This window comes from Streptomyces sp. NPDC003247, assembly GCF_042888135.1.
Lineage (GTDB): Bacteria > Actinomycetota > Actinomycetes > Streptomycetales > Streptomycetaceae > Streptomyces.
On sequence record NZ_JBIAPF010000003.1, the window covers coordinates 832969 to 850856 of the forward strand.

Annotated in this window: 18 protein-coding genes and 1 pseudogene; 6 read left to right on the forward strand and 13 right to left on the reverse strand. The window is 72.6% G+C overall.

What is annotated here, in order from left to right:
- Nucleotides 1-9 precede the first annotated feature (9 nt).
- The 6 genes and pseudogenes from ACFYWQ_RS12985 to ACFYWQ_RS13010 all read right to left on the reverse strand — a co-directional run bounded on the left by ACFYWQ_RS12985 (nucleotide 10) and on the right by ACFYWQ_RS13010 (nucleotide 3861).
- Entirely contained in the window at nucleotides 10-768 is a 759-nt protein-coding gene (locus tag ACFYWQ_RS12985) for a DUF3159 domain-containing protein (protein WP_389515667.1), read from the reverse strand.
- 3 nt (nucleotides 769-771) lie between these two features.
- Nucleotides 772-1170 carry an OB-fold nucleic acid binding domain-containing protein gene (locus tag ACFYWQ_RS12990; protein ID WP_389515669.1) on the reverse strand — a complete coding sequence of 133 codons (399 nt, stop codon included), beginning with the start codon at nucleotides 1168-1170 and terminating at the stop codon, nucleotides 772-774.
- Between the two features lie 66 nt (nucleotides 1171-1236).
- Nucleotides 1237-1751 (reverse strand): annotated as a pseudogene (locus tag ACFYWQ_RS12995) (hypothetical protein); the annotation flags it as partial.
- Between the two features lie 205 nt (nucleotides 1752-1956).
- Entirely contained in the window at nucleotides 1957-2727 is a 771-nt protein-coding gene (locus tag ACFYWQ_RS13000) for a DUF3710 domain-containing protein (RefSeq protein WP_389515671.1), read from the reverse strand.
- Nucleotide 2728: 1 nt separating this feature from the next.
- Complete coding sequence (gene dut / locus ACFYWQ_RS13005) at nucleotides 2729-3280, reverse strand: dUTP diphosphatase (protein ID WP_389515672.1); 552 nt, start codon at nucleotides 3278-3280, stop codon at nucleotides 2729-2731.
- Nucleotides 3277-3861: a PaaI family thioesterase gene (locus ACFYWQ_RS13010; RefSeq protein WP_389515674.1), complete on the reverse strand. Its 585-nt coding sequence runs from the start codon at nucleotides 3859-3861 to the stop codon at nucleotides 3277-3279. Before ACFYWQ_RS13010 ends, dut begins: the two co-directional genes overlap by 4 nt.
- 58 nt (nucleotides 3862-3919) lie before the next feature.
- Between ACFYWQ_RS13010 and ACFYWQ_RS13015 the strand changes: the two genes are divergently transcribed.
- A complete protein-coding gene (locus ACFYWQ_RS13015) occupies nucleotides 3920-4384 on the forward strand; it encodes a DUF3093 domain-containing protein (protein WP_389515675.1) in 465 nt (154 codons plus the stop codon).
- Between the two features lie 594 nt (nucleotides 4385-4978).
- On the opposite strand, the gene ACFYWQ_RS13020 is transcribed toward ACFYWQ_RS13015, so the two are convergent.
- From ACFYWQ_RS13020 to ACFYWQ_RS13035, 4 genes are all read right to left on the reverse strand, one after another.
- Nucleotides 4979-5956: a hypothetical protein gene (locus ACFYWQ_RS13020; RefSeq protein WP_389515677.1), complete on the reverse strand. Its 978-nt coding sequence runs from the start codon at nucleotides 5954-5956 to the stop codon at nucleotides 4979-4981.
- Between the two features lie 13 nt (nucleotides 5957-5969).
- Nucleotides 5970-6266: a DUF4193 domain-containing protein gene (locus ACFYWQ_RS13025; protein ID WP_003993510.1), complete on the reverse strand. Its 297-nt coding sequence runs from the start codon at nucleotides 6264-6266 to the stop codon at nucleotides 5970-5972.
- 396 nt (nucleotides 6267-6662) lie between these two features.
- Nucleotides 6663-7898 (reverse strand): sensor histidine kinase, encoded by a 1236-nt coding sequence (locus ACFYWQ_RS13030; protein ID WP_389515679.1) that lies wholly within the window; start codon nucleotides 7896-7898, stop codon nucleotides 6663-6665.
- Nucleotides 7899-7902: 4 nt separating this feature from the next.
- The gene (locus ACFYWQ_RS13035) at nucleotides 7903-8556 is read right to left on the reverse strand and encodes a response regulator transcription factor (protein ID WP_003993508.1); all 654 of its coding nucleotides are present in this window, start codon (nucleotides 8554-8556) and stop codon (nucleotides 7903-7905) included.
- Nucleotides 8557-8973: 417 nt separating this feature from the next.
- On the opposite strand from ACFYWQ_RS13035, the gene ACFYWQ_RS13040 reads away from it, so the two are divergent.
- On the forward strand, nucleotides 8974-9147 hold the full coding sequence (locus ACFYWQ_RS13040; RefSeq protein WP_385070576.1) for a hypothetical protein: 174 nt from the start codon (nucleotides 8974-8976) through the stop codon (nucleotides 9145-9147).
- A gap of 71 nt (nucleotides 9148-9218) precedes the next feature.
- Here the strand turns inward: ACFYWQ_RS13040 and ACFYWQ_RS13045 are convergent, their stop codons facing one another.
- Complete coding sequence (locus ACFYWQ_RS13045; protein ID WP_389515681.1) at nucleotides 9219-10034, reverse strand: inositol monophosphatase family protein; 816 nt, start codon at nucleotides 10032-10034, stop codon at nucleotides 9219-9221.
- Nucleotides 10035-10042: 8 nt separating this feature from the next.
- Entirely contained in the window at nucleotides 10043-11170 is a 1128-nt protein-coding gene (locus ACFYWQ_RS13050; RefSeq protein WP_389515682.1) for a ferrochelatase, read from the reverse strand.
- Between the two features lie 692 nt (nucleotides 11171-11862).
- On the opposite strand from ACFYWQ_RS13050, the gene ACFYWQ_RS13055 reads away from it, so the two are divergent.
- The 3 genes from ACFYWQ_RS13055 (at nucleotide 11863) to sepH (ending at nucleotide 15827) form a co-directional block, all read left to right on the forward strand.
- The gene (locus ACFYWQ_RS13055) at nucleotides 11863-13101 is read left to right on the forward strand and encodes an MFS transporter (RefSeq protein WP_389515684.1); all 1239 of its coding nucleotides are present in this window, start codon (nucleotides 11863-11865) and stop codon (nucleotides 13099-13101) included.
- A complete protein-coding gene (locus ACFYWQ_RS13060) occupies nucleotides 13061-14380 on the forward strand; it encodes a D-arabinono-1,4-lactone oxidase (protein WP_389515685.1) in 1320 nt (439 codons plus the stop codon). The genes ACFYWQ_RS13055 and ACFYWQ_RS13060 overlap by 41 nt, the downstream gene beginning before the upstream one ends.
- A 415-nt stretch (nucleotides 14381-14795) precedes the next feature.
- Complete coding sequence (gene sepH / locus ACFYWQ_RS13065; protein ID WP_389515688.1) at nucleotides 14796-15827, forward strand: septation protein SepH; 1032 nt, start codon at nucleotides 14796-14798, stop codon at nucleotides 15825-15827.
- A gap of 88 nt (nucleotides 15828-15915) precedes the next feature.
- On the opposite strand, the gene ACFYWQ_RS13070 is transcribed toward sepH, so the two are convergent.
- Nucleotides 15916-16767: a sulfurtransferase gene (locus ACFYWQ_RS13070; protein WP_389515691.1), complete on the reverse strand. Its 852-nt coding sequence runs from the start codon at nucleotides 16765-16767 to the stop codon at nucleotides 15916-15918.
- Nucleotides 16768-17074: 307 nt separating this feature from the next.
- On the opposite strand from ACFYWQ_RS13070, the gene ACFYWQ_RS13075 reads away from it, so the two are divergent.
- Nucleotides 17075-17878 carry a VOC family protein gene (locus ACFYWQ_RS13075; protein WP_389515693.1) on the forward strand — a complete coding sequence of 268 codons (804 nt, stop codon included), beginning with the start codon at nucleotides 17075-17077 and terminating at the stop codon, nucleotides 17876-17878.
- Nucleotides 17879-17888 lie beyond the last annotated feature (10 nt).

Consider the following 17888-nt stretch of genomic DNA (forward strand, 5'->3'; position numbering starts at 1 on the left):
AACCGGGACCTACGCCCCCCGGCGGTGACGCCCGCTCTCGGTCTCGCCCCGCTCCGCCGCGGCCGTCGCCTTGCGCTCCTCCTCCGCCTTCTCGGCGGCCTCCATCTCCGCGAACACGTCGATCGGCGCCGGGGCCTTCGCCAGGAACACCCACGTCAGCCAGACGGCCAGCAGGAACGGCGGGATCTTCAGCGCGATCAGCACCCACCCGAACTGGGTCGTGTCGGCCCACCAGTACAGCGGGAAGAGGATGGCGCACTTGCCGAGCAGGATCAGACCCCAGGCGTAGCTGGCCTTGGCGTACGCCTTCTTGCGGCCCGGGTTGCGGGTGCGCCAGGAGAGGTTCTCCTTGAAGACCGGCCCGAGGATCAGCCCGAGGAGCGGCACGCCGCACAGGGTGGTGACGAGGTACGCCAGCGACAGTCCCAGCGTGTAGAGCATGCCGGGCAGGTAGAAGTCCTTGGCGTTGCCGGTCATCATCGCGAAGACGACGCCGAAGGCGACACCGAAGACACCGCTGAAGGCGTGCTTCACGGTGTCCTTCATGGCGAGACGGACCACGACCAGGACCAGCGACACCGCGAGCGCGGCGATCGCCGACATGTGCAGGTCCTTGTTGACCGTGTAGATCGTCACGAAGAGCAGGCCGGGCAGCACCGTCTCGACCATGCCCCGCACCCCGCCGAACGCCTCGAACAGCGCGGCCTCCGTCACTGTGCGGGCGTCGTCCTGCTGAGTGTCTTCGGTCGGCTTGTCGAGCGACGTCACCGGCTACTCCCTACCGAGGGGTCTCAGTTCGTACTTGGGGTTGAACAGCACCCGGCGGCCCCGGCTCATGGAGATCCGGCCCGATGCGATGAGGCGGCGCCCCGGTTCTATCCCGACTATGGAACGCCGGCCCAGCCACACCACGTCCAGCGCGGCCGTGCCGTCGAAGAGCTCGGCCTCCAGGGCCGGCACTCCGGCGCGCGGCCGCAGGGTGACCGTGCGCAAGGTACCAGTAACCGTCACGATCTGCCGGTCCTGGCAGTCTCCGATCCGGATACAGCCGGCGGTGTCCGCGTCCTCCCGAAGCTCCTCGGACTCCAGGTCCTCCTGCGACGAGGAGAGCCGGTCGAGCATGCGCCGGAACCGGCCTGCCTGCTTTTCGGAACGAGGAACAGCACTCATACCAGAAGCGTACCGGGGCACACTGTCACGACCGTACCCGCCCGCCGGGCCGCCGGACGGCTCGGTTCACACGGTGATGTCCCCGTGCGTCAGCGTCTCCCAGGCGACGAAGAGGTTGTTGCTGCCCGCCGGACGGTTGCGCAGGGTGAGGGCCTCGGCGTTCGTCATCGCGATGCCCAGGCGGTTGGTGCGGGGCGTTGTAGCCGACCTCGGTGACCGGGCCGAGACCGAGGTGCAGGGAGCCGCCGCACAGCCGGCTCGGGACGGCCGTGCCGAGCTCGTACCTGGCGTGGAGGCCGAGGGCGTGGCGCAGCCGCTCGCCGACGTCCGTGCCGTAGAGGTCCTGCGCCTGGATCCGGCTGGTCTCGGGCTGGTCTCGGCGACATGGGAGATCGCCGAGAGGCCGTAGCCGGTGTGGGTGAAGTCGCGGCAGGTCTCCTGGCTGAGGCCGGTGACGCAGGTGGACTGTCCCTGCCAGTAGGCGACGCCGCGAAGCGGCCGGAGTTCGCCCCACCGCCGGTGTACGCGTACGTGATGATCTCGGCGGCCTTCGGCCAGGAGGAACCGGCCCAGCCGGTCTGGCAGCGGAAAGGGCCGCACCCACGGTCGGGTGCGGCCCTTTCCGGAGAGCCCGGCGGCCGGAACGCCCGGCGGACCGGGCGTCGGAACGCCTACGGGTCGGGCGTCGAAACGCCTATGGGTCGGGCGTCGAAACGCTTGTGGCCCGGGCGCCGGAACGCCTGTGGACCGGGCGCCGGAAGGCTTGTCGCCCGGGCGTCGGAACGCCTAGCGGACCTCGGTGATCTCCGGTCCGCGCTGGAGCTGGCCCATGCCGCCGGAGAAGCGAGAGCCGGCCTCCTCCTGCTGGACGCCCTCCGGAACCATCTGGGCGTCGTTCGGGAGCTTGAGGACGATGGGGTCGCGGGGGGCCATCGGTCCGTCGCCGCGGACCACGACCGTGTCCCGGAAGATCTGCTCGAGCAGGCCGGCCGCCTGCGGCTGCACCGCGCCCTGGCCCGAGATCACACCGCGCAGGAACCAGCGGGGGCCGTCCACGCCGACGAACCGCACGACGTGGAAGCCGCCGGTGCCGTCCGGCAGCTGCACCGGCACCTGGGCCCGCAGCTCCCAGCCCAGCGGTCCCTCGACCTCGTCGACGATGCCGCCCTGCTGGGTGATGCCGGAGCCGATCTCCTCACGCACCTCGCCCCAGATGCCCTCGCGCTTGGGCGCGGCGAACGCCTGGAGCTGGATGGCGCTGTCGCGCAGCACGACGGTGGCCGCGACGATCGCGTCGCCCGCGACCTCGACCCGCAGCTCCATGCCGTCGACACCGGGCACGAAGAGCCCGCCCAGGTCCACCCGGCCCTCGGCGGGGTCACGCACCTCCGAGCTGTCCCAGGGCCCGTCGGGCCGGGGCTCCGGCTCGAGCCGGACGCGCTCGCGTTCGCCCTCGCCCTCTACTTCGTCCGCCTCAGTGTCGACACTGTCGACGACCTGCTCGGCCTCGCCGGCCGCGTCCTCGGCGGCACCCTTCTTCTTGCGACGTCCGAACACGTCACTGTCCTTCCCGGTCGGATACGACCGAAGCGTATCGATTCCCACCCGTCGCGCCGCCCACGGCGGCCTGACCGCTTGTGCCGCTCCCGCCGTCCACCGCGGAGTGGCCACCGGTGGACCCGAAGCCCCCCTCGGCCCGCACCGAGTCGGGAAGCTCCGCGACCTCCTGGAAGCGGACCCTCTCGACCTGCTGGACGACCAGTTGCGCAATCCGGTCGAAGCGCTCGAACCGCACGGACTCGCGCGGGTCGAGATTCACCACGATCACCTTGATCTCCCCACGGTACCCGGCATCAACCGTCCCCGGGGCATTCACGAGGGCGACGCCGCACCGGGCGGCGAGCCCCGAACGAGGGTGCACGAAGGCCGCGTACCCCTCGGGGAGCGCGATGGACACCCCCGTGGGCAGGACCGCCCGTTCTCCCGGCGCCAGCTCCCGGCTCTCGGTGGTCCGCAGATCGGCCCCCGCGTCACCGGGGTGCGCGTACGCCGGAAGCGGTACGTCGGGGTCGACGCGCCGGATCTGCACGTCCAGGGGAGGCCGGCTCACGGGTTCACCTCGAAGGCGCGGGCGCGCCGGACCTGGTCCGGGTCGCTCATCGCGGCCTGGATCTCCTCCTCGCGGCCGTGGTGGACGAAGTGCTCCACCTTGACCTCGACGAAGAGCGCGTCGGCACGGACGGCGACCGGCCCGTCGGGGCCGCCGATCCGCCCGGTGGCGGTCGAGTAGATCTTCCGCCCGGCCACCGCCGTCACCTCGGCCTCCAGGTGCAGTGTCGTGCCGACGGGCACGGGCCGCAGGAAGTCGGTCTCGAGCCGTCCCGTCACGGCGATCGTCCGCAGCAGCCAGTTCAGCGCGCCGAGCGTCTCGTCGAGCGCGCTGGCCAGGACACCGCCGTGGGCCAGACCGGGCGCGCCCTGGTGTGCGGGACGCACGGTGAACTCGGCGGTGAGGGCGACTCCCTCGCCGGCCCGCGCCTCCAGGTGCAGCCCGTGCGACTGCGCGCCGCCACAACCGAAACACTGTTCGTAGTGGGCACCGAGAAGCTCGCCGGGCGCGGGGGCATCGGGGTGCCGAACCGGTTTCACGGCGTCGGCCGGAGGCTGAAGAGCTGCGGAAGTACCACTCACAGCCGCAGACCTTACCCGCGCGTCGGCCGATACCGGTCACCGTGCCAAGCTTGGCTCCATGCAGCTCTCCGCCACCCCCTACGAAGAACGTCTCACCGCCCCCCGCTCATGGTGGTTCGTCTCGTTCCTCGTGGGTGTCTCCTTCGCCCTGATCCTGCTGCCGTTCGGCACCCTGCCCCTGCTCGGCGGGCTGGTGGGCGGCACCGCCTTCGCGGCGGTCGTGGCCAGTTCCTACGGTTCCGTCCGCATCCGGGTCGTCGGGGACTCCCTGATCGCGGGCGACGCGAAGGTGCCCGTCACGGCGCTGGGCGAGGCGGAGGTCCTGGACCGCGAGGAGGCGCGCGCCTGGCGCACGTACAAGGCCGACACCCGGGCCTTCCTCCTGCTGCGCGCCTACATCCCGACCGCGCTGCGCGTGGAGGTCACCGACCCGGACGACCCGACCCCCTACCTGTACCTGTCGACACGCGAGCCGGAACGCCTGGCCGAAGCCCTGCGCACGGCCCGCGAGACGGCGGCGTAGCCCCACCGGCAGCTGACCGCGCGCGACGACCGGCGCGGCATACGGCACCGAGCGCGCGGGGCGCCGCGGGGAGGCAACGGCACGGGGACACCCGGTGACCCGCCGCGCGCACGTACGGCGTACGGCGCCGGGCATGCGGGCGGCACGAAGAGGGGCGCGGGGACACCTGGAGGCCGCCGCGCGCGCACGTACGGCATACGGCGCCGGGCATGCGGGCCGCAGGGACAAGGGGCGGCGCGGGGGACTCCCGGAGGGCCTCCGCGCGCGTCAGCGCGGCATACGGCACCGGGGCGGCGACCGGAGCACTGCGGGCGGCACGAGCGACCGACGGACGGCCCGGAAGCGCCCGGAGGGCGGTGCGGCAGCACGGCGTACGGCGCCGGGGGCGGCGGGCCGGGCCCGGTGGGCCAGGGCACTGCGGGCAGCGCGGTGGACGGCGCTCAGGGCACTGGGGCAGGGCACGCACGGGCAGCCGCACAGCAGGCGGCGGCAGAGGCGGCAGAGGCGGCAGAGAACGGTACGGCGGACGGCGGCAAAGGCACGCCTGTCGCCCGCACCGTGCGGAACGCCTCGCCCGCACCGCACGAGAGGTGCTCAGTTCCCCGAGGGTCCGGGGTCCTCGTCGCCGAGGGGCAGCGGGTTCTCCGGCTTCTCCAGGGGCGGGAGGGCGGGCAGCGCGTCCCACGGCACCTGGATCGTGCGCAGGTCGGTTCGGATCTTGGCGGCGAGCTTCTTGGTGTCGCGCCGGTTCATGAGCGCGCCGACCGCGGCGCCCACCAGGAACGGCATCAGGTTCGGCAGGTCGCGCACCATGCGCTTCATGATCTGCTGGCGCAGTTCGCGCTTCAGCTGGCCGCTCAGCGCCCCGTTGAAGGAGGCGGGCTTCAGCACGTCGACGCCGCGTTCGCCGGACCACGAGCGCAGGTACGCGGTGCTGCGGTCCTTGAGGTTCCCCGGCGGGCGGACGCCGTACACCTCGTGCAGTTCGGCGATCAGCTTCAGCTCGATCGCCGCGACGCCGGTGATCTCCGCGGCGATCTCGGTCGGCATCGCGGGCGGCACGGGCATCATCGCCGCCGCGCCGACGCCCGCTCCGACGGTGGACGTGGCGTTCGCCGCGCCCGCCACCAGCTTGTCGGCGATCTGCTCCGGCCCGAGGCCGGGGAACTGCCGACGGAGCGTCCGCAGGTCCCGTACGGGGATCCTGGGGGCCATGTCGATGATGCGGTCGGTGAGATGGGCCAGGCCCGCCCTGGCCCGGCTGCCGCCCTTGCGGACGCCTTCTCTGGCCAGGTCCACGGCCTTGCCCCGGACCACCGCCGCCCTTCCCCACCCTCGACCGGGCTCGAGCGGGGGAACCCCCAGCCTGGCGACGGGCGCGGCGCCCGGTGCCGGAGCCGGGAGGTCACCCCGGTCACCCGTAGCTTCGAGCGAGGCCGATCCCGCCGGGGCAATTCCCTGGCCGGATGAGCCTCGCTCGTCGTCACGCACGCCGTGAGGGCCGTCGGACGGCCCCTTGTCCGCTCCCGGAAAGGGGAAGCGGCGCTTCCGAGGAGGGGTCGAGCCAGTCACGGCCGACCCGCCCTCAGTCGCAGTCGCGGCAGATCGGCTGGCCGTTCTTCTCCCGGGCCAGCTGGCTGCGGTGATGCACGAGGAAGCAGCTCATGCAGGTGAACTCGTCCTGCTGCTTCGGCAGCACACGGACGGCCAGTTCCTCGTTCGAGAGGTCTGCGCCGGGCAGCTCCAGCCCCTCGGCGGCCTCGAACTCGTCGACGTCGACGGCGGAGGCGGACTTGTCGTTCCGCCGGGCCTTCAGTTCTTCAAGGCTGTCGGAATCGACATCGTCATCGGTCTTGCGTGGGGTGTCGTAATCGGTTGCCATTTCGCCTCTCCCCCTCTGGGTGTCTGCGGTGTCTCCAGCGCACGTAACGCGTGAGAGGCCGGACTTGTGCCCGCCTCGAGGCGGAGATTTTGCCTCACATCAAGGTCTGTTACTCAATCGACACCCAACCGGACTCCTCTTGAGTGATCGGGTTGGATGGCGATGGGGACCGTACACGGTCCGAATGTCGCACTTCAAAGGGGCCTCACCGTGTACTTCCCGTGATCAGGACCCCTGAAAACCCGGAGTTTCCGGGCGTTCCGGCCGCCTTCATGATCACTCTGAGTAGATGGCCGGAAAATCGCCCTTGTGATCGATCACACACGAGGGAGCTGGATCACAGCCCTGAAAATTCCGCGCAAAGCGAACATCCCCGCGTGTGTCGGCGACATGATCTCAGAGAGGAAGGGTGACCCGCATCACGAGCCCTCCCCCCTCACGCGGCTGGGCCGTGATGTGACCGCCGTGCGCCCGCGCCACGGACCGGACGATGGACAGGCCGAGGCCGACGCCCTTGTCGCTGCCCGTGCGCTCCGTGCGCAGCCGCCGGAACGGCTCGAAGATGTTGTCTATCTCGTACGCCGGCACGACCGGTCCCGTGTTCGACACGACGAGCACCGCCTGCCCGTGCCGGATCTCGGTGCTCACCTCGACCCAGCCGTCCTCGGGGACGTTGTAGCGCACGGCGTTCTGCAGCAGGTTCAGGGCGATCCGCTCCAGCAGCACGCCGTTGCCCTGCACGATCGCCGTCTCCCGGGTGCCACGGACCTCCACGCCCTTGGCCTCGGCCTCGCCGTGCACCTGGTCGATGGCCTGCCCGGCAACCTCGGCGAGGTCGACCGGTTTGCGCTCGACGATCTGGTTGTCGCTGCGGGCGAGCAGCAGCAGGCCCTCCACGAGCTGCTCGCTGCGCTCGTTGGTGGCCAGGAGCGTCTTGCCGAGCTGCTGGAGCTCCACGGGCGCGTTCGGGTCGGACAGGTGCACCTCGAGGAGCGTGCGGTTGATCGCGAGCGGGGTCCTCAGCTCGTGCGAGGCGTTGCCCACGAAGCGCTGCTGGGCGGTGAAGGCGCGCTGCAGGCGCTCCAGCATGTCGTCGAAGGTGTCGGCCAGCTCCTTGAGCTCGTCGTCCGGTCCGTCCAGCTCGATGCGGCGGGACAGGTCCGAGCCGGCCACCGCGCGGGCGGTGCGCAGGATCCTGCCGAGCGGGCTCAGGACGCGGCCGGCCATCGCGTAGCCGAACGCGAAGGCGATGACGGCCAGGCCGAGCAGGGCGAGGAGCGAGCGGCTGAGGAGGTCGTCCAGGGCGTGCTGGCGCTGTTCGTTGACGCAGTCGTTCAGCGCCTGATTGAGCTCGGACGCGGGCAGCTCGGCGCTGCGCACCTTGCAGACGTCGCTCGTCACCCCGCCGGAGACGATCTTGAAGGGCAGGTCGCTGCCCACGTTCAGCGCGTGCGCGGCGAGCAGGTAGATGATCGACAGCAGCAGGATGCCCGCGATCAGGAACATCCCGCCGTAGAGCAGTGTCAGGCGTATCCGGATGGTCGGGCGCAGCCACGGAAAGGGGGCTTGGGGCCTCCTGGGGTCCCAGGTGGGCTTCGGAGGCGCCTGGGGAGGCGCCGGGGTGGCGGCCACGGGATCAGATCCGGTAGCCGGAGCCGGGGACGGTGACGATCACCGGGGGCTCGCCGAGCTTGCGGCGCAGGGTCATGACGGTCACGCGCACGACGTTGGTGAACGGGTCGGTGTTCTCGTCCCAGGCCTTCTCCAGCAGCTGCTCCGCGGAGACGACGGCGCCCTCGCTGCGCATCAGCACCTCCAGGACGGCGAACTCCTTGGGGGCGAGCTGAACCTCCTTGCCGTCGCGGAAGACCTCGCGGCGGTTGGGGTCGAGCTTGATGCCGGCGCGCTCCAGGACGGGCGGCAGGGGCACGCTGGTGCGCCGGCCGAGGGCGCGCACGCGTGCGATGAGCTCGCTGAAGGCGAAGGGCTTGGGGAGGTAGTCGTCGGCGCCGATCTCCAGCCCCTCGACCCGGTCGCTGACGTCGCCGGACGCGGTGAGCATCAGCACGCGCGTGGGCATGCCGAGTTCGACGATCTTGCGGCAGACGTCGTCGCCGTGCACGAGCGGGAGGTCGCGGTCGAGGACGACCACGTCGTAGTCGTTGACGCCGATGCGCTCCAGGGCGGCCGCACCGTCGTACACGACGTCGACGGCCATGGCCTCCCGGCGCAGTCCGGTGGCCACCGCATCGGCGAGCAGCTGCTCGTCCTCGACGACGAGTACGCGCACGTCGCTTGTCCTTCCTGTGTCTGCCCGCGAGGCGCTCCGTGGGCGCACGCGGGCAGGGGTCTTGGTGAGTGTGTGGTCCCATCCTGCCCTTTTCGGCCATAAGTCGGCGGTAAGGCGGGGGGCCCGGGCCATGAACGACGGGTGAGGGGCCCGGGAATGCGAGATTTTCTCGTCGGGTTGAGGTTTCCGCGGAAGAGAGCTGGGGGAGGACGGCTTTACACCCCGCGATCACGCTCTGCATGTGCCGTAGCACCATGTGGCACTCCGACCGCTTTCCGCAGAGCGGGCGTGGGTGCCCGGCACCGTCGCCGCCCAGCGGGGCAGCGCGCTGGGCATCCGCCGGAGACGTGATCGCCTCTTCCCACCCGGCACACCCCCGTGCCACCGACCCACGACCCAAGGACGAGGGGGCGCAGCATGGACGCATTCACCGCAGGACTTCTGCAGCGCATAAAGGCGACCGAGTCCGACCTGACGCGGGCTCGCGACGAGGGCGACGACTTCCTCGTCGAGGTGGAGCAGGGCGAGCTCGACGACCTGCGCCGCCTCGCCGCCGAGCACGGTGTGGAGGTCGGCGCGTCCGCCGTCTGATGCAGTTCGCGCACGCGAGGGGGCCCCGGCGAATCCAGCGCCGGGGCCCCTTCGCGTGGGCGGCGACCGCCTCAGTCGTGCCAGGCCCCGAAGTCCTCCAGCAGCCGCTGGAGGGGCTCGAAGACGCCCGGGGTACCGGCGACCGCCAGCTCGCGTGAGGGGCGCTCTCCGGGGCGTCCACCGGTCAGCGCGCCCGCTTCCCGGGCGATCAGGTCGCCCGCGGCCAGGTCCCACGGGTGCAGTCCGCGCTCGAAGTAGCCGTCGAGGCGGCCGGCGGCCACGTCGCACAGGTCGGCGGCCGCGGAGCCGCCGCGCCGGATGTCGCGCAGCAGCGGGATCAGCCGTCGCGCGACGTCGGCCTGGTGGGCGCGCACCTCGGTGACGTAGTTGAACCCGGTGGAGACCAGCGCCTGGTCGAGGGGGGCCGTGGGGCGGCAGGCGAGGGTGCGCTCGCCCTCCCAGGCGCCGGTCGCCCGGGCCCCTCCCCCGCGCACCGCGTGGAAGGTCTCGCCGCGCATCGGGATCTCCACGACCCCGACGACCGTCTCGCCGTCCTGTTCGGCGGCGATGGAGACGGCCCAGGTGGGCAGTCCGTAGAGGTAGTTGACCGTGCCGTCGAGCGGGTCGATCACCCAGCGGACGCCGCTGCTGCCCTCGCTGGAGGCGCCCTCCTCGCCGAGGAAGCCGTCGTCGGGGCGGTGCTCCGCGATCAGGCCGGTGATCAGCTTCTCGGCCGCGATGTCCATCTCGGTGACCGCGTCGATGGGGCTGGACTTGGTGGCGGCGACCGCGAGGTCGGCCGGGCGGCCGTCGCGCAGCAGCTCGCCGGCCCGGCGGGCGGCCGTCAGGGCGAGGTCGAGCAGGTCCGTGTGCAGGGGGTCGGTCACGGCGGTCCTCACGCGTAGGGGCTGTCGGCGCCCGCCGCGGCGGGCCGGGGGGCACGGGCCGGGCAGCAGCCGACCGGGCAGAGGTCGTGGCTCGCGCCGAGCGCGCCCAGGGCGCACGGGGTGACCGGCCGGCCGCTCTCGGTGGAGGCGCGCTCCAGGACGAGCTCGCGGACGGCGGCGGCGAAGCGCGGGTCGGCGCCCACGGTGGCCGAGCGGCGCACGGGGAGGCCCAGTTCGCCGGCCTTGGCGGTGGCCTCGGTGTCGAGGTCGTACAGGACCTCCATGTGGTCGGAGACGAAGCCGATGGGGGCCATCACGACCGCCGGGACGCCGGCCGCGTGCCGCTCCTCCAGGTGGTCGCAGATGTCGGGCTCCAGCCACGGGATGTGCGGGGCCCCGGAGCGCGACTGGTAGACGAGCTGCCAGGGGTGGTCCACGCCGGTGCGCTCGCGGACGGCGTCGGCGATCAGCCGGGCGACGTCCAGGTGCTGCCGGACGTACGCGCCGCCGTCGCCGTGGTCCTCCACGGGGCCGGAGGTGTCGGCGGCGGCCGTGGGGATCGAGTGGGTGGTGAAGGCGATGTGCGCGCCGTCCCGGACGTCCTCGGGGAGGTCGGCGAGGGACCGGAGCACACCGTCGGTCATGGGCTCCACGAAGCCCGGGTGGTTGAAGTAGTGCCGCAGCTTGTCGATCTTCGGCAGGGGGAGGCCCTCGGCCTCCAGGGCGGCCAGCGAGTCGGCGAGGTTCTCGCGGTACTGGCGGCAGCCGGAGTAGGAGGCGTAGGCGCTGGTGGCGAGGACGAGGACGCGGCGGCACCCGTCGGTGACCAGCTCGCGCAGGGTGTCCGTCAGGTACGGGGCCCAGTTGCGGTTGCCCCAGTAGATCGGCAGGGCCAGGCCGTGGTCGGCGAAGTCCTTGCGCAGGGCGTCCAGCAGGGCGCGGTTCTGGTCGTTGATGGGGCTGACCCCGCCGAACTGGAAGTAGTGCTGTCCGACTTCCTTGAGGCGTTCCTTGGGGATGCCGCGCCCACGCGTCACGTTCTCCAGGAACGGGACCACGTCGTCCGGGCCTTCCGGTCCGCCGAAGGAGAGCAGGAGCAGGGCGTCGTAGGGGGTGGCATCGAGCGCGTCTGGCATGTCTCGATCCTGCCACCCGGCACTGACAGCCGGAAAACGGCGGGGTGCCGGACAAAAACGACGTCCCCGGCGGCGCGGGTCGAAGCCCCCGCGCCGCCGCGGGCGAGGACGGGACGGCGGACGGCAGCGGGGCGCGGGTCTGCGGCCGGCGGTGAGCCGGGGGGCGGCGGGGCTGCGAGGCGGCGGGGCTGCGTACGGCGGCGGGAGGCGGCCCGCGAAGCCGCGAGGCGGCGGACGGCGAGAGGTGGGCCGGGAAGCGGCAGGAGGCGGACCGAAAGCGGCGGGGCCGCGGACTGCGGCAGGAGGCGTCCCGCGAAGCCGCGAAGCCGCGAGGCTACAGGCGGCAGCGGGAGGCGGACTGGAAAGCGGCGGAGCGGCGGACAGCGGCAGGAAGCGGACCAGGAAGCGGCGGAGCTGCGGACGGCAGCGGGAGGCGGACCACGAAACCGCGAGGCCGCGGACGGCGGCAGGAGGCGGAGCCGTGGTCGGCGGCTCCCCGGCGGGTGGCGCCCGCGTGGAGGGTGTGAAGGGGAGGTGCGTTAGGGTTGCCTAACTCGTAAGCTGTATGGGCCGCGTTCGCGCCTTACCCGCGCGGTCGCGTCCCCCGCATGCCCGACCGAGCCCCGCAGAGCCGCCTTTCCTCGCGCCGTGCCGAGCCGCCCGCACGCGTGACCGGACCCCCGGAGACCTCCGTGCCCAGCCCCTACCGCGCCCTGTTCGCCGCTCCCGGCTCCAAGGGTTTCTCCGCCGCGGGGTTCCTCGGCCGGATGCCGCTGTCGATGATGGGCATCGGCGTGGTCACGATGGTCTCCCAGCTGACCGGGCGCTACGGGCTCGCGGGCGCGCTCTCGGCGACCATCGCCCTGGCGGCCGCGGCGATCGGACCGCAGATCTCACGCATGGTGGACCAGTACGGGCAGCGCAGGGTGCTGCGCCCCGCGACCCTGGTCGCGCTCGCCGCGTCGGCCGGGCTCCTGCTGGCCGCGCACTTCGACTGGCCGGACTGGGTGCTGTTCGTGTGCGCCGCCGGGATCGGCTCCGTGCCGAGCCTCGGCGCCATGATCCGGGCGCGCTGGGCGGCCGTGTACCGGGGGACTCCCCAGCTGCACACGGCGTACTCCTTCGAGTCCGTCGTGGACGAGGTCTGCTTCATCTTCGGGCCGATCATCTCCATCGGGCTGTCCACCGCCTGGTTCCCCGAGGCCGGTCCCCTGCTGGCGGCGGGCTTCCTCGCCGTCGGCGTCTTCTGGCTGACCGCCCAGCGGGCCACCGAACCGGAGCCGCACCCGCGCGCGCGGCAGGGCGGCGGCTCGGCGCTGCGCTCGACGGGTCTTCAGGTCCTGGTGGCGACGTTCGTGGCGACCGGGGCGATCTTCGGCGCGGTCGACGTGGTCACCGTCGCCTTCGCCGACGAGCAGGGCCACAAGGGTGCCGCGAGCCTGGTCCTGGCCCTCTACGCGGCGGGTTCCTGCGTGGCGGGCCTGGTGTTCGGGCTGCTGCGCTTCAAGGGGGCGCCGGAACGGCGCTGGCTGCTGGGCGTGTTCATGATGGCCGTGAGTATGATCCCCCTCCTACTGGTCGGGAACCTGCCGTTCCTGGCCGTGGCGCTGTTCGTTGCGGGTCTGGCCATCGCTCCGACGATGATCACGACCATGTCCCTCATCGAAGAGCACGTACCGCGCGCGCAACTGACCGAGGGCATGACCTGGGTGAGCACCGGGCTCGCCGTCGGCGTCGCGCTCGGCTCCTCCGTAGCCGGCTGGGTCATCGACGCGGCCGGCGCGCGGGCCGGGTACGGGGTGCCGGCGGTGGCCGGTGCCGTCGCGGCCGCGGTCGGTTTCCTGGGGTACCGCCGGCTCGGCAGGCCGGCTCCGGGTCGGGGAGGCACCGTTGAGCAGCACAGCGAGCGGGAAGAACGGCACATGGCGTAACTGGGGCGGTACCGTCGTCGCCCGCCCCGCACGGGAGGTCGCGCCCGCCTCCGCCGACGAACTGGCCGCGGCCGTGCGCCGGGCCGCCGAGGACGGGCTGAAGGTCAAGGCGGTCGGCACCGGGCATTCCTTCACGTCGATCGCCGCGACCGACGGGGTGCTGATCCGCCCTGATCTGCTGACCGGCATCCGTGACGTCGACCGCGAGAACATGACCGTCACGGTCGAGGCGGGCACCCCGCTCAAGCGGCTCAACCTGGCCCTGGCGCGCGAGGGCCTGTCGCTCACCAACATGGGCGACATCATGGAGCAGACCGTCTCCGGGGCCACCAGCACCGGCACCCACGGCACCGGCCGCGCGTCGGGCTCCATCGCCGCCCAGATCACGGCGCTGGAACTGGTCACGGCCGACGGTTCGATCCTCAACTGCTCGCAGGACAGGCACCCCGAGATCTTCGCCGCCGCCCGGATCGGACTGGGCGCGCTCGGCATCGTCACCGCGATCACCTTCGCCGTGGAGCCGGTCTTCCTGCTCACCGCGCGGGAGGAGCCGATGCCGCTCGACGCGGTGCTCGCCGACTTCGACGCCCTCTGGGCGGAGAACGAGCACTTCGAGTTCTACTGGTTCCCGCACACCGGCAGCACCACCACCAAGCGCAACAACCGCAGCGCGGGCCCGCGCAGGCCGGTGGGGCAGCTCGCGGGCTGGTTCGAGGACGAGTTCCTCTCCAACGGTGTCTTCCAGGCCGCCCAGTGGGTCGGCCGGGCGGCACCCGCCACGATCCCGGCGATCGCCCGGATCTCCAGCAGGGCGCTGTCCGCGCGCACCTACACGGACGTGCCGTACAAGGTCTTCACCTCCCCGCGCCGCGTGCGGTTCGTGGAGATGGAGTACGCCGTGCCGCGGGCGGCGGTGACCGGGGCGCTGCGCGAGCTGAAGGCGATGGTGGACCGCTCGCGCCTGCGCGTCAGCTTTCCGGTCGAGGTGCGCACCGCGCCGGCCGACGACATCACGCTGTCCACCGCCTCCGGACGGGACAGCGCCTACATCGCCGTCCACATGGCCAAGGGGACGCCGTACCAGCCGTACTTCACGGCGGCCGAGCGCATCTTCACCGCGCACGACGGGCGGCCGCACTGGGGCAAGGTGCACACGCGGAACGCCGAGGACCTCGCCCGGGTCTACCCGCGGTTCGCGGAGTTCACCGCCCTGCGGGACCGGCTGGACCCCGACCGTCTGTTCGGGAACGACTACCTGAGGAGGGTCCTGGGGGCGTAGGGGCACCGGCCGGTGGCCGGTTCCGTTTCGGACGGTTGGGTGAACTTCGACACGTTCAAGATCGTGAGAATCGGGCAGGGGGCGGTCAAGTCGCACCTCTTGCCAGAAGTTGGGCGGCGCGCCGATCCACGCGCGTGGCCCGAATGGAGTACTGTGGCGAGCCCTGGGCCCGGTCTCCCGCCAGGATGTCCGGGGCCTTCCTGGACCGCCAGAAGGGGACTGGTTGCACAGGGTGACCGAGCCGGTCACTCAGCGTGGTGAAATGGTAACCGTGCCATAACGGCGAACCAGGGCCAGTGCCCGACACGCCGGGCAACTCGGCAAGGTTGTGGCAGGCTGCACCCGGGCAGGCCACACTCGACTAGCGGAAGCAGCGACGCACGTGACGTCGGCAGGCACCACCCGGGAGGTCCCCATGCCCGAACTGCGTGTCGTGGCCGTCTCGAATGACGGCACACGGCTGGTGCTGAAGGCTGCGGACAGCACGGAGTACACGCTTCCGATTGACGAGCGTCTGCGCGCTGCCGTCCGCGGCGACCGTCCCCGCCTCGGCCAGATCGAGATCGAGGTGGAGAGCCATCTCCGCCCCCGCGACATCCAGGCGCGTATACGAGCAGGTGCCACGGCGGAGGAAGTCGCGCAGATGGCGGGCATTCCCGTCGACCGCGTCCGCCGCTTCGAGGGTCCGGTTCTCGCCGAACGCGCCTTCATGGCCGAGCGGGCCCGCAAGACGCCCGTCCGCCGCCCCGGCGAGAACGCGGGACCCCAGCTCGGCGAGGCCGTCCAGGAGCGGCTGCTGCTGCGCGGCGCCGACAAGGACACCGTCCAATGGGACTCCTGGCGCCGGGACGACGGCACGTGGGAGGTCCTCCTCGTCTACCGGGTCGCGGGTGAACCGCACTCGGCGAGCTGGACGTACGACCCGCCGCGCCGGCTCGTCCAGGCCGTCGACGACGAGGCCCGGTCCCTGATCGGCGAGTCCGACGACCTGGCCGCTCCGGAGCCCAGCTTTCCCTTCGTGCCGCGCATCGCCCGGCTGCCGCGCGACCGCTCGATGGACCGTGCTCTCGAACGGCCGAGCCTGCCCGCGCAGGCCTCCGAACCGGCCGAGGAGAGCACCGGCGAGCGGGAACGGGACTCGCTGACCAGCCTGCTGGAGGCGGTCCCGAGCTTCCGCGGCGACCTGGTCGTGCCCGAACGGCCGTCGGAGGAACCGGAGGAGCCCGCCGAGGAACCGGCCGAGGAGGAGCCCCCGGCGCCCGCCGCGTCCGCCGGCTCCGCCTACGCCGACGTCCTCATGCCGCGTTCCGTCACCAGCCATCGCGACCGTCTGATCGGCGCCACCGACCGCCAGGCCGAGGCCGACGGCGTCCGCCCGGGCCGCCGCGCGGCGGTGCCGAGCTGGGACGAGATCGTGTTCGGCACCCGGCGCAAGAAGCAGGAGTAGGCCCCTCAGGACGTCACCGGTTCGCACGAGGAGTCATACGCGAAGGGGGGCCGCGCCGTTCGGCGCGGCCCCCCGAGCGTGCCTCACGTCACTGCGGGTCGGGCCCCACGGCGACCGGCCGGGACGGGTCCGACGACCACTCCGACCACGAGCCGACGTACAGGGCCGCCGGAATGCCCGCCACCGCCAGCGCCAGCACCTCGTGGGCGCCGGAGACACCGGAGCCGCAGTACACGCCCACCGCCGTGCCGTCGACCGCTCCCAGCGCCTTGAACCGGTCCCCGAGCTCCTCGGCGGGCAGGAACCGGCCGTCCGGGCCCAGGTTGTCGTTCGTCGGCGCGGAGACGGCGCCCGGGATGTGCCCGCCGACCGGGTCGATCGGCTCGACCTCACCCCGGTACCGCTCCCCCGCGCGGGCGTCGAACAGCACACCGGAACGGGCGAGCGCCGCGGCGCCGTCCGCGTCGAGGAGGCCGTCGGACGCGGGCACCGGCCGGAAGTCGCCCTCCGCCGGCCCGGGCGCGTCGACCGAGAGGTCCCCCGTCCAGGAGGGCAGCCCGCCGTCCAGGACGCGCACGTCCGGGTGCCCCGTCCAGCGCAGCAGCCACCACGCGCGGGCCGCCGCCCAGCCCTGGCCGCCGTCGTACACGACCACCGGCCGGGCCGCCGACACGCCCGCCCGGCGCATCGCGGCGCCGAACTCCTCGACGTCGGGCAGGGGGTGGCGGCCGCCCGTGCCGGGCGCGCCGGCCAGTTCACGGTCCAGGTCGACGTAGACGGCGCCGGGCAGATGGCCGGAGGCGTACGCGGCCCGGCCGTCGAACGGCGGTTCCCCGGCCGCCTTCGCCACGCCGAGCTGCCAACGGACGTCGAGCACGACCGGCGGGTTCTCCCCCGCCAGGGCGCTCGCGAGTTCGGATGCGGAGATGATGGCGTTCATGGCCCCATCCTTGCGCACGGGGTGGCCCCGCCGCCGAGGTCCGGCTACTCTGCTCCGCCGGACAGGACCGATCACCTGACGTACAGGTTCGGGCACATGCCGTACCACTCGATCGGCACACTCGATCGGCACCTCCCGAAATGGCGCGGAAACGAACCGGCACCTGCATACCGGGCACCTCCCTGCGCGGACCGTGCCGCGGCGGCGCGCCCGGGGCGCGCGGTACCCCGGGTGGTGCGAGCATCGGCACGAGGGCCGGAGGGCGGCAGCGACGCGGCCACCGCGAGGGGCCGAGGAGAGAGCGACGATGACCGAGGCACGTGGATCGGCCGGACGAGACGGCGAGGCACACGCCCGGTACGCGCCCGGCACACCCTGCTGGGTGAGCCTGATGGTGCACGGACTGACCACCACCGAGGAGTTCTACGGCCGCCTGTTCGGCTGGGAGTTCCGGCCCGGCCCGCAGCAACTCGGCCCGTACGTGCGGGCCCTGCTGGACGGCCGTGAGGTGGCCGGCATCGGCCAGCTGCCCCCGGACCGCCGCCTGCCCATCGCCTGGACCCCCTACCTCGCCTCGGACGACGTCGACAGGACGGCCGAAACGGTTCGCCTGTGCGGCGGCACGATCGGGGTGGGCCCGCTGGACGCCGCCGAGGCCGGGCGCATGGCCATCGGCTCCGACTCCTCCGGCGCCGTCTTCGGCATCTGGCAGGCGGCCGCCCACCTCGGCACGAACATCAGCGGCGTGCCCGGCACGCCCGCCTGGAACGAACTGCTGACCTTCGAGTCGGTGAGCGTCGCCAAGTTCTACGAGACGGTGTTCGGCTACGAACGGGAGCGCGCGGTCTCCGGCGACAGCGACTACGTCACCCTGCGCGTCGCCGGCCGCCCGGTCGCCGGCATCCGCGGCCTCGGCCGGACGCTGCCCCGCGACCGGGGACCGCACTGGCTGACGTACTTCGAGGTCGCCGACGTCGAGGAGGCGCTCGGTCTGCTGAGCGACCTGGGCGGGCGGGTCCTCGCACCGGCGCGCGACACGGCGCACGGCAGGGTGGCGACGGTGGCCGACCCGGAGGGCGCGCGGTTCGCGCTGGTCCGCAGCCCGCGCTGACACGGACGGG

Coding starts and splice junctions, on each gene's coding strand:
- ACFYWQ_RS12990 (WP_389515669.1), bottom strand. CDS start 1,170: ATGAGTGCTGTTCCTCGTTCCGAAAAGCAGGCAGGCCGGTTCCGGCGC.
- ACFYWQ_RS13015 (WP_389515675.1), top strand. CDS start 3,920: ATGCAGCTCTCCGCCACCCCCTACGAAGAACGTCTCACCGCCCCCCGC.
- ACFYWQ_RS13025 (WP_003993510.1), bottom strand. CDS start 6,266: ATGGCAACCGATTACGACACCCCACGCAAGACCGATGACGATGTCGAT.
- ACFYWQ_RS13040 (WP_385070576.1), top strand. CDS start 8,974: ATGGACGCATTCACCGCAGGACTTCTGCAGCGCATAAAGGCGACCGAG.
- ACFYWQ_RS13050 (WP_389515682.1), bottom strand. CDS start 11,170: ATGCCAGACGCGCTCGATGCCACCCCCTACGACGCCCTGCTCCTGCTC.
- sepH (WP_389515688.1), top strand. CDS start 14,796: ATGCCCGAACTGCGTGTCGTGGCCGTCTCGAATGACGGCACACGGCTG.
- ACFYWQ_RS13070 (WP_389515691.1), bottom strand. CDS start 16,767: ATGAACGCCATCATCTCCGCATCCGAACTCGCGAGCGCCCTGGCGGGG.
- ACFYWQ_RS13075 (WP_389515693.1), top strand. CDS start 17,075: ATGACCGAGGCACGTGGATCGGCCGGACGAGACGGCGAGGCACACGCC.